Genomic DNA, 14630 nt, shown 5'->3' with positions numbered 1-14630 from the left:
ACGGGCATGACGTTGTCACGGCCCGCCCGGGCCGGAACAGTCGCCGCTGTCACGTTCCGCCCATGCGCTACGCACAGGTAACCGGGAGCGGGGCGCTGCCCCGCTCGGCCGTGCTCCGGCCATCGCGGTTGTGGTGTCGGTGGCCTGACGTAGGCTTCCGCCACCGCTCGACCGACCGCGAGGATCAAGAGAATTGACTGCCCTGTCTGCGTTTCCGCTGCCCTTCCGCGCTTCCCGTTCCCTGTCGTTCGCATCGCCCCGGACGCTGCGGGAACTGCAGATGATGGAGTGCAGCGCGCACATCCGGGCGAAGCCCCGGTGGTTCGACAAGATGCGCGACGCCGAGATCGTCGCCCGGTGGACGCGCGAGGCCGTCGCCCAAGGCCTCACCGAGGCGCAGGTGCGTCATGTGCTCGCCGAGTTGGCGCACTACGCCGCGCTGCGTGACGGACCGACCGGTGTGGAGGTGTCCGCCGTCGACGGGGTGTGGCAGTCGGACACACTGATAGACGACGGGCTCCGATCCCGGCTGCGCGCGGCGGTCCGGGTGCTGGAGGAGGTGCCGGAGGAGGAACGGGACTGGCATCCCGGATCCGGCGGCCAGGTGCTCGATCTGGTGCATCCCTCGCTGTTCTGCCTGGTCAGGGAGGTGACGGGCGCGCCCGAGCAGGCTTTTGAGAATCCGACGGACCGCTACTCGAAGCACGAGTTCTCGGAGCGGTTCCAGTGGCTGCCCACGGACGCCGATGTCGGCGAGGACGGCGAGGTGGTGTTCCGTTCGTACGTCAACAACGTCCGCCCCGAGGCTCATCGCGAGCTGGCGGCCGTGCTGCCGGACGTGTTCGCGCGGGTGCGCCCGCTGCTGGAGAACGTGCTCACCGATCTGCGCCATCCGCGTGCTCCCCGCATCACCGCGGATCCCTACGGGTGGTACGACTCGGAGCCCGAGTTTCCGGACGAGTCCGAGTACAGCGACGAAGAGGCCCACGCCGAGGCCGTCGAGGCGTGGGAAGCGACCTACGACACCTGGTGGGAGACACGTCGCCCGGTCGTCCCGGACGCCCCGGAGTTCACACCGCCCGAGCTGCCCGACGCGTCGGCGCGGGTCGATCTGCGGGGGCGCCGGCTCCAGGTCATCGTCAAGCTCGCCACGATTCAGCTCACGCCGGACAAGCCCGAGTACGCCGGGGGTTCCTGGCACGTCGAGGGCATGCTGAACGAGCGGATCGTCTCGACGTGCATCTACTACTGGGACAGCGAGAACATCACCGAGAGCCGTCTCGGCTTCCGCACCGCGCTCCACGAGCCGTCCTACGAGCAGAACGACGGCACCGGTATGCGTGAGGTGTACGGCCTGGAGAACGAGGGCGCGCTGAACCAGGTGCTCGGAGCGGCGTCCACCCCGGCGGGCCGCTGCCTGGCGTTCCCCAATGTGCTCCAGCACCGCGTGGGTCCGTTCCGTCTGGAGGACCCGGCGCGCGCGGGACACCGCAAGATACTCGCGTTCTTCCTGGTCGACCCGTCGCGGACGATCGTGTCGACGTCCGATGTGCCACCGCAGCAGCCGTGGTCCGACACCTCGACCATGACGCTGGAGCAGGCCGGGGAGTACCGCGAACAGCTCATGAAGGAGCGCAAGTTCTTCGTCGGGGAACACAACGAGCAGCTCTACGAGCGGGAGTTCTCGCTCTGCGAGCACTGAACGCACACTGACCGGTGCCGGTCAGGAGGGTGCGGGTGCGGGCGGGCCGGGTTCCGGGGGCGCGGACGACACACGGGTCAGCAGATCCGTGTAGCGGACGCGGCGGTCCGGGCGGGCACGGGCGGCGGCGTGGCGCAGCGCCGGCACGGCGGCCGGACCGAAGCGCAGCAGCCCCAGCTCCGCGGCCCGGCGGACCGTCTCGTGCCCGTGGCCGAGCAGGGCCACTAGCGCGGGAACGGCGGACTGCCGGCGGGCCTGCGCCAGAACACGGACCGCCCGGCACACCACGTCCGGCTGGGAATCGTTTAACAGCACTTCGGTGAGCCCGAGGTGGGTCTCCCGGTCGAGCAGCGTCCGGGAGACGCGGTGTGCGTGGAGCCGTACGCCGGCCCTGGGGTGGGTCAGCAACTCGCTGAGGAGGTCAGCGAGTTGCCGGGGCACGATCCCTGCAGGGTTCTCCGTCAGCAGGGTGAGAGCGCGGCGCACCCGTCTCGGTTCGCCCGAGCGTGCCAGGGCGAACAACTCCTCGGTAGTGGGCGGCCGGAGCGCTTCGGCGGGCGCGGCGCGGTCACGGAGCGTCCGCAGCGCGGCGGCGTCCCGCGCCGCGGCTTCCGGGCCGCGCAGTGGTCCGTCGACGAGCAGCAGGCGGGCTTGCGGATGCCGCTCGCGCAGCCGCGCCAGCGCGGGGGTCCGCAGCAGGGGCCGGCCGGCGAGCAGGTCCAGCAGTCCGGTCGCGCCGGCCGTGATCCGGGGCTCCAGGTGCTCGGCGAGGGTGTCTGCGGGCACGTTCGCCAGTCCTCGGGCGGCGTGCCCCCGTGCGTCGGGCGGGCCGGTCTCCCACAGGCGGAGCAGCAGCGGCAGGAACGGTCCGCGCGCGTCGGCGTCCGCCGCGACAAGGCCCGCGGCCAGGAGGGCGAGACGTTCGGGACGGGCGCCGTCCGCGGTGTGGACGGCCGGCCCCGACTCGGCCAGCGCCGTGTGCAGGGCTCCCGGGTCCGGCAGGTCGACGCTGTCGCGCAGGTACGCGTCGAGGACCGTCGCGCGGATCTCCGGCTCGGGCCCGCCCAGCAGGTTGCCGGCGGCCCGTGAACGCCGCTCCCGGTCGTCCGACGCCAGCAGGGCCAGCAGCCGGGCCCGCTGGGCGGCCGAGCGGGGCTGGTCCAGGTCGTCGGCGCGCACCGTGCGTGCCGGTGCGGCCGGGGCCGCTGCCGTCTCGCCGAGCGTCCAGGCGGGCGCGCACGGCGGCTGGAGGTCCGTCATCCAGTCGATCAGCACGGTCCGGGCCGCCGGCGTCGCGTCGGGGTGGGCGCCGGCGAGGGCGGCGACCTGGGCGCGCGATCCGCCGGGGAAGGGGTGACCGGCACGGTAGGCGGCCAGGTCGCCGGTGTCGCGGACGGCGGCGGCCAGCCCGTCCCGCCACGCGCGCACCCGCGCGGCGCGCGGTGCGGTCGGCGACGGGTCGGCGGTGCCCTGCGGTGTCCGTCCGTCCCGGTGTGCGGGTCGCGTCCGGTCGTCGGCCTGCGCGGGTTGCTCCGGCAGTCCGGCCACGACCTCCGGCTGTCCGGCCGCGACCCCGAACGCCTCGTGGAGCAGGCGTTCGCGGGCCGCGTCCGGCTCGGTGGTGAGACCGGCGGCGGCCAGCTCCCGGTCGAGATCGGCGCGCCCGACGACCGCTCCGCAGGCGCGCAGCAGGCGCAGCGCCGAGCGCCGTCCCGCCGCACGGGGGCTCGCCACGCGCACCGCGGCGACGACGGACGCGGCGAGCGCGGGCCGCAGCCGGGTCGCGGCGTCCTCCAGGAGGCCGAGCAGGTCGTCCCGCGCCTGCCCGGCCGCCTCGGCGAGGCCGTCGAGCAGCACGGGCACGCCCCGCGCAAGCGCGGCCTGTTCGTGCGGCGCGCGCGGCTCGGGGCAGAGCAGGGGAAGTAGGGGCAGCACGGCCCGGCGGGCCTCGGCGGAGCCGGCGGCGAGGTCGAGCCAGTCCACGAGGTACACGCGCAGCGGGCGCAACCGCTCGCCGAGCTGCCGCCGCCCGTCCTCCGGTTCGGCGGTGGCGCGCCGGGCGAGGCGCAGGGCGGGCGCCGGGTCCCAGCCGTGATCGGCCAGCCGCGCCACGTCGGCGTCGGGGGGCTCCGGGGCGGTCGGCAGCGCGGCCAGCAGACGGTCGCGGACCGGCCCCTCGGGCTCCTGTTCGGCGGCGGCCCGGACGGTCGCCGGGAAGGCGTCGTCCAGCAGCGCCCGCAGGGCGGCGACGAGCAGCGTCCGCAGTCCGGGATTGTCGTCGCGGCCCAGCCGGTTCAGGAGGGCGGGCACGGCCCGTGGGGTACCGGCCCGGGCGAGCGCCCCGGCCGCCGTCTTCCGCACCTCCATGTGGGGGTGAGTGAGGCAGTCGGCGAGCGCGTCGGACGCCCACCGGGCCCGCGCCTCGCCCAGGGCGGCGGCCGTCGCCCGGACGGTCTGCGGGTCCCCCGCAGACCCGGTCAGGCGGATCAGCCGGGCCGAGAGGGCCGCCACGCCGTCGGGGTCCCGGGCGAGCAGCGCGACGACGTGCTTGCGTACATGCCGGTCCGGGTGGCGCAGCAGCCGGTGCACCCGCGCCCGGACCGGACCGGGCGGGGCGTCGGGCAGGTCGCGGACCATCCGCAGCAGGATCGCCTGCTCGGGCGCGGTGACGCCGGGCCGCTCGACCAGCCCGAGGGCCAGGTCGGCGGCGAAGGCGTGCCCTGCGGCCGTGGCGGCGGGAGCGTCGAGCAGGCACCGGGGCCGGATCCGGCCGCGCTCGTACAGCCGTCGGCCGAGCGCCGTCAGCGCGTCCACGGCCTCCTGGGGGACGGCAGGTTCGGGGTCGGCCGTGCGTGCGGCGACGCGCGCGCCGCCGCCCTCCGCAAGGGATGTCCGCGTGCCCGCCGAAACGGGTTCCGGGGTGCCCGCCGCGCCGGATTCCCGGGTGCCGGGGCGGCCGGATGCCCCGGTGCCCGGCGGCCCCTGGCCCGCCGCACGGGCCGCGACGCACGCTCCGGCGACCCGCAGCAGGAGATCGGCGAGGACGGGCAGGCCGTCCGGACCGCCGTGCGCGGCCAGCCTGGTCAGCGCGTCGAGCGGGTCGCCCGGGTCCAGATGGGAGGCCAGGACGGCGAGTTCGCGTGCGTCGGGCCCGCCGAGGTCGGCGGCGATCCGGGGCGGGAGCAGCAGCGGGTCGAGCCGGGCGAGGATCCTACGCCGCAGGTCCGGGTCGTCGGCGAGCAGCCACAGCAGGGCGAGTGCCGGTGCGCGCAGGGCGCGGAGCGGCGGTGCGACGGTGGGGACGGGCGGCGGTGCGACGGCGGCGGGCGGCGGCGGCTCGGGGTGCAGGCCCGCACCGCCCGACCCGGCGGCGGGCGGTGCGGACGCGTCGGTCTCGTCCGGTGCGATGCCGAGGCCGTGGGCCAGCACGCGCACGGTCCGCGCGCCGCCCACCGCCTCCAGCGCGTGGAGCGAGGCGCCCGGGGCGACCGGCAGGGCGGCGAGTACGGCGTCCTCGGTGCCGGGGTCGCCCAGCTCCCGCAGGGCCCGCAGGAAGGGCGCGGGTGCGGACACCGCGGGCAGCAGCCGCGCGATTCCCGCGGCGACCGGCAGTTCACCATCGCCCTGGGCGGCCAGCGCCACGAGCAGGTCGAGCCGGCGCGGCCAGGAGAGGTCGCCGGGGGCGGCGTCCAGGAGCAGCCGGAGCACGGTGTGCCGGGTGGTCCAGAGGATGGTGGCCACGGTCCGTGCCGGGACGGTGTGGTCGGCCAGCGCCAGATCGATGACGGCCGGGGCTCCGGGTCCGGCGACGAAGTGTCCGCGCCGGTGCAGGGCGCGCAGGCAGTCCACGGCCGGACCGGCGAACAGCAGGGGGTCGTCGGCGGCGAGCGCGAGGAGGTCCGGGATGTCGCTCCGGTCGGCCGTCTCTCCGAGCAGTTCCAGGGCGCGGCGCCGTACACCGGGCGGGAGTTCGGGGTCGGCGGCAGCCAGGCCCAGGAAGGAGCCGTTTCCGTGCGCGGCGGCGACGGCGAGCGCGGATCCGGCCGTGGCGGCGGTACGGAGCAGACCGGCCGCGGGCTCGACGGCGGGCAGGCAGGCGGCCCAGGGCGCGGCCAGTTCATCGAGCGCGCCGGCCACGACGGTCTCCGCCCGGGAGGTCAGCAGACCGGTCAGCACGCCGCGGACGAACCGGGGCGTGAGCACGAGGGCATGGAGTCCGGCCCGGGCCAGCCGCAGTGCTTCGCCCTCCAGCACCGGGTCGTCCGTGCCGGCCAGTGCCGTGACGAGCTCCGGGAGTCGGTCGGCCTCGCCGGCTTCGATGCCGCGCACGGCCTGGTACAGCGGCTCGCCCCGGTCCGCACCGCGCAGCGCACGCGGGTCACGGGCCGTCTCCGCGCCGAGCAGCGCCGCCCGCACCACCGGCGCGAGCACCTCCGGGTCCCACTCCGGCCACCCGTCGATCACCCCGGACCGCGCCCGCTCCAGGGCCTCTTCGGCACTCGCGGGCGCTCGCGTGCGGGCAGGGCGGGCGGACGGGGCCGGGGTGGTGTCCGCGCAGGTGATCATCCCGCGATCGTAGGGTCCGGTCCCGTGGGCACGCACATGTGTTTCAGGGGCGGGAGCGAGGATGCTGCCATGCGGGCCGGCCACGGACTCGCCCGGCGGCACGCCGGCCGGTGGTCCGGACGCTGATCCGGACCGCCGTCCGGACGGTGACGGCGGTGCCGGTGTCACAGCCGGCGGCGGGATCGGCGAGGCTGTGGGGGTGACCTCTTGCATTCCCCATGAGTCCCACGGCGCCCGTGACGGCGCCGGTTCGGAGTGACGGCCGTGCTTTTCGATGTGGACCGCGGTGAACTCGCCGCCGAATTCGGTGAGGACGGGCTCGTGACGCTGCCCGCCTCGGCCTTTCCGGCCTCCTCGGCAAGCTGCGTGGGCGCCCGCCTTCTGGGGACCGTCGGCGTCCCCGTCGGGACGGTGATGGTGCGTGAGCCCGACCAGGGCACCGGGAGGCTGCCGTTGGTGCGGGACGTCGTCGAGGCCGGGGAGTTGGAGGGCGCCCCGGCGGGTGTCGGCGAGTGGCCCGTGATCGGCTGGCTGCTCAACGCCCACCTCGCGCTGGATCCCCGCTCGGGGGCCGTGCACTCCGTCGATCCTGACGAGGAGACCGTGCGTCACCTGCACGCGGACGTCTCCTCGCTCGTGTACGTCGCCGCCCGGTTCCAGCGGCTGCTCGACGGGTTCTCCTTCGGCGACGACGAGGAAGCCGGCTTCGCGCGCCTGGACCGCGAGGTGAGGCGGGTCCGTGAGGAGACGGGCGGCGTGGATCCGCTGCCGTTCCGGGACGACGAGACCGAGTGGTCGGTGGTCGGCGAGGAGATCGCCATGGGCCAGCGCTTCACGTCGGGCAGTCCCGCGGGCCGGTCGCTCCACGGGTGACGGACCGGGCCGGTGGCGCAGCGGCCGGACCGCTGCACGACCGGGCACGAGCGGCGCCGGGGGCGGGTGCTATCGTGCAGGCGGCGCCGATCCGTGCGCTCGGGGAGATCCGAGGAGGTGAGTTGATGACTGTCGTGGTGAACACCGCTGTGCGCGGTGCCCGGACCATCCTCACTTCCCGGGCTTCGTCCTGACCTTCGCCTGCCTTCCTCCCGTGCGGGAGTGGATCCGGCACGCCCGCGGTCCGGCGGAGCCCCTTCTCAAGGGTCCTCACGTTGCCTCGTCAACCCACTTCGTCCCGTCCTGCGCGCTCCCCTGCCGCGCGGGCCTCTCCTGAGCGCGTCCGCCGCGACGCCCCTCTCGCGCGCCCGCGGCGCGCGGTCAACCACTCTTCCCCCCGCACGGCATGACGGAAAGGAATCTGGTCATGGACCTTCCCCGTATCTTCACCATCCGCGAGAGCGGCCACCGCATCCACAACCCGATGACCGCGGCCAAGTTCGCCGCCCTTGGCGAGGCGCTCCGCCTCGCCCCGGGGGCGCGGATGCTCGACCTGGCCAGCGGCTCGGGCGAGATGCTGTGCACCTGGGCGCGCGACCACGGGATCGGTGGCACGGGCGTGGACATCAGCACGGTGTTCACCGAGCAGGCCCGGGCGCGCGCCGTCGAACTCGGTGTCGCGGACCGGGTCGGCTTCGTGCACGGTGACGCCGCCGGACACGTCGCCGACGAACCGGTCGACGTGGCGGCCTGCATCGGCGCCACCTGGATCGGCGGCGGCGTCGCCGGGACGGCGGAGCTGCTGGAGCGCAGCCTGCGCCCGGGCGGTCTGATGCTGATCGGCGAGCCCTACTGGCGGCGGACCCCTCCGGACGAGGAGACCGCCAAGGACTGCCACGGCTCGTCCCTCGCCGATTTCCTGCCGCTCCCGGACCTGATCGAGCGGTTCCAGGGACTCGGGTACGACGTCGTGGAGATGATCCTGGCCGACCAGGACAGCTGGGACCGGTACGTCGCGGCCCAGTGGCTCAGCATGCGCCGCTGGCTCGACGGCAACCCGGACGACGAGCTGGCTCCCGAGGTGCGCCGGGAACTCACCACCGAGCCGGCCCGCCACGCGCGCGCCACGCGTGAGTACCTCGGCTGGGGAGTCTTCGCCCTCATGAGGCGCTGACCCTCCCGCCCCGTGCGCGGACCGGACGTCACACCGTCCGGTCCGCGCACGGGCACGCGGGGGCCGGTGTGGCGCGCGTCACACCGGCCTCGTGTCACGTCCTGGCCGCCCGCTCCCATCTGGTGGGTGTCAGCAGGCGGACCGAGGAGGACGCAACGATGAGCGCACGACACGGGAACGGCACCGAGACGGCGCACCACGTGGTGGTGCTGGGGGCGGGATACGCGGGCATGGCCGCGGTCGTCCAGCTCGCGGCCCGGGTGAAGGGGCGCGACGGGGTGCGGGTGACCCTGGTGAACGCGCGGGAGCGGTTCACCGAGCGGATGCGGCTCCCCCTGACGGCGACCGCGCAGGAGACCGCCGAGCTGAGCGTCCCCGAACTGCTGGAGGGGACCGGCGCACAGTTCGTCCGCGGCTGGGTGACGGCGGTGGACGCGGACGCAAGGACGGTGCGGATCGACGACGACCGGGTGCTGGGCTACGACACGCTGGTGTACGCGCTGGGCGCCGCCGTCGACACCTCGGGGGTTCCGGGAGCCGAGGACCACGCGTACACGCTGGACGGCGCCCAGGAGGCCGAGCTGCTCGCCGGCCGACTGACGCGGCTCGGCGGCGGGACGGTGGTGGTCGCGGGCAGCGGGCTGACCGGTGTCGAGTCGGCCGCGGAGATCGCCGAGCGGCACCCGCGGCTGAAGGTGGTGCTGCTGGGCCGCGACGAGCCCGGTGCCGCCATGGGCCCGAAGGCCCGGGCCCATCTGCGCGGCGCGCTCGACCGCCTCGGCGTGGAGGTGCGCGCCGGTGTCGAGGTGCGGAAGGTGCTGCCCGGCGCGGTGGAGCTGGCGGGCGGGGAGAGCGTCGCCGCCGACGCGGTCCTGTGGACGTGCGGCACGCGGACGTCGCCACTGGCGGCCGCCGCCGGTCTGACGGTCGACGACCGGGGGCGCGTCGTCACCGACAGCGCCCTGCGGTCGGTCTCCCACCCGGACGTGTACGCGATCGGCGACGCGGCCGCCGTCCGCCAGGGGTACGGCGTCATGCACGGCACCTGCCAGGGCGGCATGCCGACCGGGGTGCACGCCGCGCTGTCGATCGACCGGGTGCTCAGGGGCCGGCGGCCCAAGCCGTTCCGCTTCGGGTACTACCACACGCCGGTGAGCCTCGGACGCGGCAACGCCGTGGTGCAGTTCACGCGGCCCGACGACAGTCCGCGGCGGATCTTCCTGACGGGCCGTGCGGCCGTCCGGTACAAGGAGACGGTGACCGCCTCGCCCTGGCCGACGTACGGCCGCATGAAGAAGATGCCCGCCTCGGGCGCGTTCTGGCCCCGTGGCGGCCGCTTCACCCGCATCCGGGGGACCAAGTGACGAACGGCCCGTCCGACCACCCCGGCCAGCGGGTCTTCCAGGAGCACCGGCGGCTGCTGTTCTCCGTGGCCTACCGTCTGCTCGGCAGCGCGGCCGACGCCGAGGACGCGGTCCAGGACGCCTGGATCAAGTGGTCCGCCGCGGACCGCTCGCAGGTGGCCGACCCCAGGGCGTACCTGACGCGGATCGTCTCGAATCTGGCGCTGGAACGGCTGCGCTCGGCGCGGCACAAGCGGGAGACCTATGTGGGGCCGTGGCTGCCGGAGCCCGTCCTCACCGTCCCGGACGCCGCCGAGGCCGTCACGGACGCGGAGTCGGTGTCGATGGCCATGCTGGTGGTGCTGGAGACTCTCAGCCCGCTGGAGCGGGCGGTGTTCGTGCTGAAGGAGGTCTTCGGCTTCGGCCACGCCGAGATCGCCGAGGCGGTGGAGCGCTCCGAGGCGGCGGTGCGGCAGGCGGCGCACCGGGCCCGGGAACACGTACAGGCCCGGCGGCCGCGCTTCACCGCCGACCAGTCGCGGCAGCGCGAGGCCACCGAGCGGTTCCTCGCCGCCGCCACCGGCGGTGACGTCAACGCCCTGATGGAGCTGCTGTCCCCGGACGTCACGCTGTGGACCGACGGCGGCGGCAAGGTCCGCCAGGCCCTGCGTCCGGTCGTGGGCGCGGCGACGGTAGCCGCCTGGTTCGCGGCCATCGGCACCATCAGCTACCAGGGCGTCGAGCCCGCCGACATGAAGGCCGAACTCGTCGGGATCAACGGCGGGACGGGCCTGGTGTTCAGCGGGGCGGGACGCGTGATCGCCACCGTCACCTTCGACTTCGACACCGAGGGCCGCATCGCCGCCCTCCACAACGTGGCCAACCCGGACAAGCTCCGGGCCGTCGCGGACGGCACCGCCTACGACCTCGGCAGGCCGTGAGCGCCGTCACCGCCCGCCACCGCCCGGGCGGACGGGCCGACGGTCGCGCGCCGCGTAACTTGACGCTGCCCACCGTGAGACCTGATTGCCAGAAGCGCAGAAGCAGCAGGAAGGCGACAACCAGGGGCAGCAGGGCGAGCAGCGAACCGATCACACGAAGTCCGCGGCGAAGATGGTGCGACGACGTGAAGGGCTCCACCTCCCGCGCCGATACCTGCGTGGTCCGCGGCTGCTGAGCCCGCCGCCGTGCGCCCGTCCGGGCGCACGGCACCCGGGGGCCGGGTACGCCCGGCTCCCGGTGCACGACCCGCGGCGTGCCCTCCCGGGCGCGGCGCGGGCGATCCGTCCTACGACCTGGAGCGTTTCCTTGCCCGTCATGCCCTTCCCGCGTCCGCGCAGCCTCACCACCTCCCCCGGCGGCGCCCCGCCGGACGCGCCGTTCACCGTCACCACCGACACGGCGCTCCCCGCGCAGGGGTACCGGCTGCGCACCGGGCCCGGTGGTGTGCACCTCGCGCACGCCGACGCCGCGGGGCTGCGGTACGGGCTGGCGACGCTCGACCAGCTGCGCGCAGGGCCCGGCTTCTCGGAGACCGGCTACCAGGTGGACGACCACCCGGACTTCGCCGTCCGCGGCTTCCTGCTCGACGTCAGCCGGGACCGCGTCCCCACCCGGCGCACCCTGCGCCGCTGGCTGGACGTGCTCTCGCTCGCCCGCTTCAACCAGCTCGAGCTGTATACGGAGCACACCTACGCCTTCCGCGACCACCAGGACGTGTGGCGGGACGCCTCCCCGCTCACCGCCGACGACCTGCGCTGGCTGGACGCGCAGTGCGCCGCGCTCGGCATCGCGCTCGTCGCCAACCAGAACACCTTCGGGCACATGGAGCGCTTCCTCGCCCTGGAGCGGCACCGCGACCGCGCCGAGAACCCGGACGGCTTCGTCCGCGGCGGGGTCCACCGCCCGCCGTCGACGCTCGCGCCCACCCCGGACAACGTCGCCTTCGCGCACGGCCTGGTGGCCGAGGTCGCGGGCCGGCTGCGCACCCGCCGGGTGAACATCGGCGCCGACGAGCCGTTCGAGCTCGGCACCGGCCGGTCCCGGGACCGGGTCGCCCGCGAGGGCGTGGGCGCCGTCTGGCTCGACCACGTGGGCTCCTTGATGGAGCCGTGGCTGGCCGACGGGTGGACGGTCCAGTTCTGGGCCGACGTCCTGGCCGGGCACCCCGAGCTGCTGGCCGCGCTGCCCGCGGGCTCGGTGCCGGTGGTGTGGCAGTACGACGCGCCCGGCACCGCCCGCGCCGTCCTCGCCGCCGCCGGTGAGGAGGCCGCCCGCTGGAAGGGGCTGGGCACCGATCTGGACGCGCTGGCGGAGGGTTTCCGCTCCCGTACGCGGATGTTCCGCGAGGCCGGGCAGGAGTTCTGGGTGGCCCCGGGCACCGGCACCTGGAACTCGCTGCTCGGCCGGCTGGACAACGCCCGGGAGAACATGACCGACGCCGCCGAGGCGGGCCTGGCGGACGGGGCGACGGGCTACCTGCTCACCTGCTGGGGCGACCACGGCATGTGGGAGCCGCCGGCGCCCGCGTTCGGCCCCGTGGTCCACGGCGGCGCCGTCTCCTGGTGTCTGGGCGCCAACCGGGACCTGGACCTGCCGTCGGTCCTCGACACCCATGTGCTGCTCGACTCCACCGGCCTCGCCGGAAGCGTCCTCGACCGGCTGGGGCGGCTCGGCGAGTCCCTCGGCGTGCCGCTGCTCAACGCCTCGCCGCTGGTGCGGGTGCTGCGTCCGGACGCCGCCCTGCCGGTCACCGACCACCCCACCGAGGAGGCGATGGACGCGGCGGCGCGCACCCTGGAGGAGTGCCGGCGGGACCTCGCGGACGCGGACCTCGCCGTGCCCGACGGCGAGAGCGTGGTCCGCGAAGTCGGACACGCCATCGGGCTGGCCGCGTTCGCGCTGGACCTGCTGCGCGCGCAGGCGCGGGCCGGCGGCCCGGCGGACACGGTCGACGCCGCGACCGCCGCCCGGCTGCTGCGGCGGCTCGACCCGCTCCTCGCGGAGCAGCGCGCCTGCTGGCTGCTGCGCTCGCGGCCGGGCGGTCTGGAGGACAGCATGGCCCGCTTCGACGCCGTACGGCGTCTGCTGATCGCGGCGGCCGGGGCGTGACGCCCGGGGCGCCGGCGCCCGACGCCTGGACGGCCGCGCTGCTCGCTCAGCCGCCCCGGGCCGGCGTGCCCGACCCGCTCCAGCCCGCCGCCGGCGGGCTGGAGCACGCCCTCGACATGCTCGCGGTGCCGGCGGCCGAACGGCCCGAACTGTTCGCCACGCTGCCCGATCCGGTGCGGACGCCGGTGCGGTGGGAGGCCCTGGTGCGCTGCCACCAGACGCTGTTCGGCGCAGGCCGCCCGTCGAACGCCGCGGACTGGCCGACCGCCCCCGCCGCGCTCGGCGCGGCCGGCCGCTGGTTCTACGTCCACCTCTTCCTCCTCGCCCTGCCGCGCGCGCTGGAGGAGCAGCACCGGCGCGAGGTGCCGGACGCCGTCGTCCGGGACACCTTCGCGGATGTCGGCGCCACGGTGGTGTCCTACCGGCGGGGCCACGGCACCGGCGGTTTCGACCGCCAGAGGTGGATCTGCCGCCACTTCCGCGGCACCCTCCACCGGCTGGGCCGGCTCCAGTTCGAGCGGGCGGTCTACGACTCCGCCGTCTGGGGCGCCGCCGGCGCCCCGGCCGGCGGGCCGGCGGAGGGCGAGGCGGTCCTCGACGTCCACATCCCCGGGGACGGCCCCCTCTCCCCCGCGCTCTGCGACGCCTCCTTCGCCGCCGCCCGCCCCTTCATGGCCCGCCACCACCCCGGCGGCCGGTACGCGTTCGCCGCCTGCCACTCCTGGCTGCTGGACCGCGCCCTCGCCGACGGGCTGGCCCCCGGCTCCAACATCCTCGCCTTCCAGCGGCGGTTCACCCCGCACGGCGACCGGCCCGCCGCCGACGACGACGTGGTGGACGCCCCTGCCCTGACGACTCCGCCCGCCGGGACCGGCACCGGCCGTGCGGGTCCCGGTGCCGGTGCCGTGCCGGTGTGGTCCCGGTCCCGGCAGGGGGCACTCCGGCCGTGCGCGGGCGCGGCCACTAGCGTGGCCTGTCATGGCTGACAACGATCTTCCTCCGCGCCTGACCCGTCTCACCTTCCTCGGTCCGCTCTCCGAGGCCAGAGCCGCACGGATCGTCAGCAGGCTGGCCCCGGCGGCGCCTTCGACGGTCCTCGACATCGGATGCGGCTGGGGCGAGCTGATGCTCCGGACGCTCGACGCGGTGCCGGGGGCGAGCGGTCTCGGGATCGACGTCAACGCGGAGGACATCGCCCGGGGCCGCGCGAACGCCGAGGCCCGTGGACTGGCCGGCCGCGTGCGGTTCACCGAAGGCTCCGCCGGCGAGGACGCGCTGCAGCCCGCCGATCTCGTCCTCTGCCTCGGGGCCAGCCACGCGCTCAGCGACGCGCGGCCGCCCCGGCACACCGCCGCGGCACTGCGGGCGCTGCGCGGTCTGGTCGCGCCCGGGGGGCGTGTCGTGTTCGGGGAGACCTTCTGGCAGCGCACCCCCACCGAGGCGGAACTCGGCGCCATGTGGCCCGGCGCCCGGGCCGACGAGTGCCCCGACCTCGCCGGACTGGTCGATCTCGCCGTCGCCGCCGGCTTCCGCCCGCTCTGGATCGAGACGGCGAACGGCGACGAGTGGGAGGAGTTCGAGTCCGGCTACCAGTCCGACGCCGAGGAGTGGCTGGCGGGCCACGCCGACCACCCGTCGGCCGCGACGACGCGCGAGCGGGTGGACCGGCACCGGGCGAGCTGGCTGCGGGGCTACCGGCAGGTGCTGGGGTTCGCCTACCTCACGCTGGTGCCCGTGGACTGACGGCCGCGCGCCCGGCGGCCGGTCGCAACGGGCGCCCTGCGCAACGGGTGTACGGCGAAGCCGCCGGGCGCGGATGGCGCGCCCGGCGGCTTCGCCGGCGCCGCGGGCGGCCGGCCGT

The 14630-nt window shown here is 75.6% G+C and carries 9 protein-coding genes and 1 pseudogene; 8 read left to right on the top strand and 2 right to left on the bottom strand.

What is annotated here, in order from left to right; all coding sequences use genetic code 11:
• Positions 1-193: 193 nt before the first annotated feature.
• On the top strand, positions 194-1702 hold the full coding sequence (locus JE024_RS34820) for a DUF4246 domain-containing protein (RefSeq protein ID WP_205377854.1): 1509 nt from the start codon (positions 194-196) through the stop codon (positions 1700-1702).
• Positions 1703-1723: 21 nt separating this feature from the next.
• Here the strand turns inward: JE024_RS34820 and JE024_RS34815 are convergent, their stop codons facing one another.
• Positions 1724-6268 (bottom strand): HEAT repeat domain-containing protein, encoded by a 4545-nt coding sequence (locus tag JE024_RS34815; RefSeq protein WP_205377853.1) that lies wholly within the window; start codon positions 6266-6268, stop codon positions 1724-1726.
• Between the two features lie 264 nt (positions 6269-6532).
• Here JE024_RS34815 and JE024_RS34810 point away from each other — a divergent pair, with 264 nt between their 5' ends.
• From JE024_RS34810 to JE024_RS34795, 4 genes are all read left to right on the top strand, one after another.
• Entirely contained in the window at positions 6533-7141 is a 609-nt protein-coding gene (locus JE024_RS34810; protein ID WP_205377852.1) for an SUKH-4 family immunity protein, read from the top strand.
• A gap of 427 nt (positions 7142-7568) precedes the next feature.
• On the top strand, positions 7569-8315 hold the full coding sequence (locus tag JE024_RS34805) for an SAM-dependent methyltransferase (protein ID WP_205377851.1): 747 nt from the start codon (positions 7569-7571) through the stop codon (positions 8313-8315).
• A gap of 158 nt (positions 8316-8473) precedes the next feature.
• Complete coding sequence (locus tag JE024_RS34800; RefSeq protein WP_205377850.1) at positions 8474-9679, top strand: NAD(P)/FAD-dependent oxidoreductase; 1206 nt, start codon at positions 8474-8476, stop codon at positions 9677-9679.
• Positions 9676-10599: an RNA polymerase sigma-70 factor gene (locus JE024_RS34795; protein WP_205377849.1), complete on the top strand. Its 924-nt coding sequence runs from the start codon at positions 9676-9678 to the stop codon at positions 10597-10599. Before JE024_RS34800 ends, JE024_RS34795 begins: the two co-directional genes overlap by 4 nt.
• A 58-nt stretch (positions 10600-10657) precedes the next feature.
• Here the strand turns inward: JE024_RS34795 and JE024_RS42605 are convergent.
• Positions 10658-10759: pseudogene (locus tag JE024_RS42605) on the bottom strand (carbohydrate ABC transporter permease); the annotation flags it as partial.
• Between the two features lie 216 nt (positions 10760-10975).
• Between JE024_RS42605 and JE024_RS34790 the strand changes: the two are divergent.
• Genes JE024_RS34790 through JE024_RS34780 form a run of 3 tightly spaced genes read left to right on the top strand, consistent with a single transcriptional unit; the run spans position 10976 to position 14512 of the window.
• Positions 10976-12769, top strand: a complete 1794-nt coding sequence (locus tag JE024_RS34790; RefSeq protein ID WP_244883393.1) for a glycoside hydrolase family 20 zincin-like fold domain-containing protein — start codon at positions 10976-10978, stop codon at positions 12767-12769.
• The gene (locus tag JE024_RS34785) at positions 12766-13755 is read left to right on the top strand and encodes an acyltransferase domain-containing protein (protein ID WP_244883392.1); all 990 of its coding nucleotides are present in this window, start codon (positions 12766-12768) and stop codon (positions 13753-13755) included. The genes JE024_RS34790 and JE024_RS34785 overlap by 4 nt, the downstream gene beginning before the upstream one ends.
• A complete protein-coding gene (locus tag JE024_RS34780; protein WP_205377847.1) occupies positions 13748-14512 on the top strand; it encodes an SAM-dependent methyltransferase in 765 nt (254 codons plus the stop codon). Before JE024_RS34785 ends, JE024_RS34780 begins: the two co-directional genes overlap by 8 nt.
• The last annotated feature ends 118 nt before the right edge of the window (positions 14513-14630 follow it).

Source organism: Streptomyces zhihengii, assembly GCF_016919245.1.
Classification (GTDB): Bacteria; Actinomycetota; Actinomycetes; order Streptomycetales; family Streptomycetaceae; genus Streptomyces; species Streptomyces zhihengii.
This window is presented reverse-complemented; position numbering and strand designations above follow the sequence as displayed.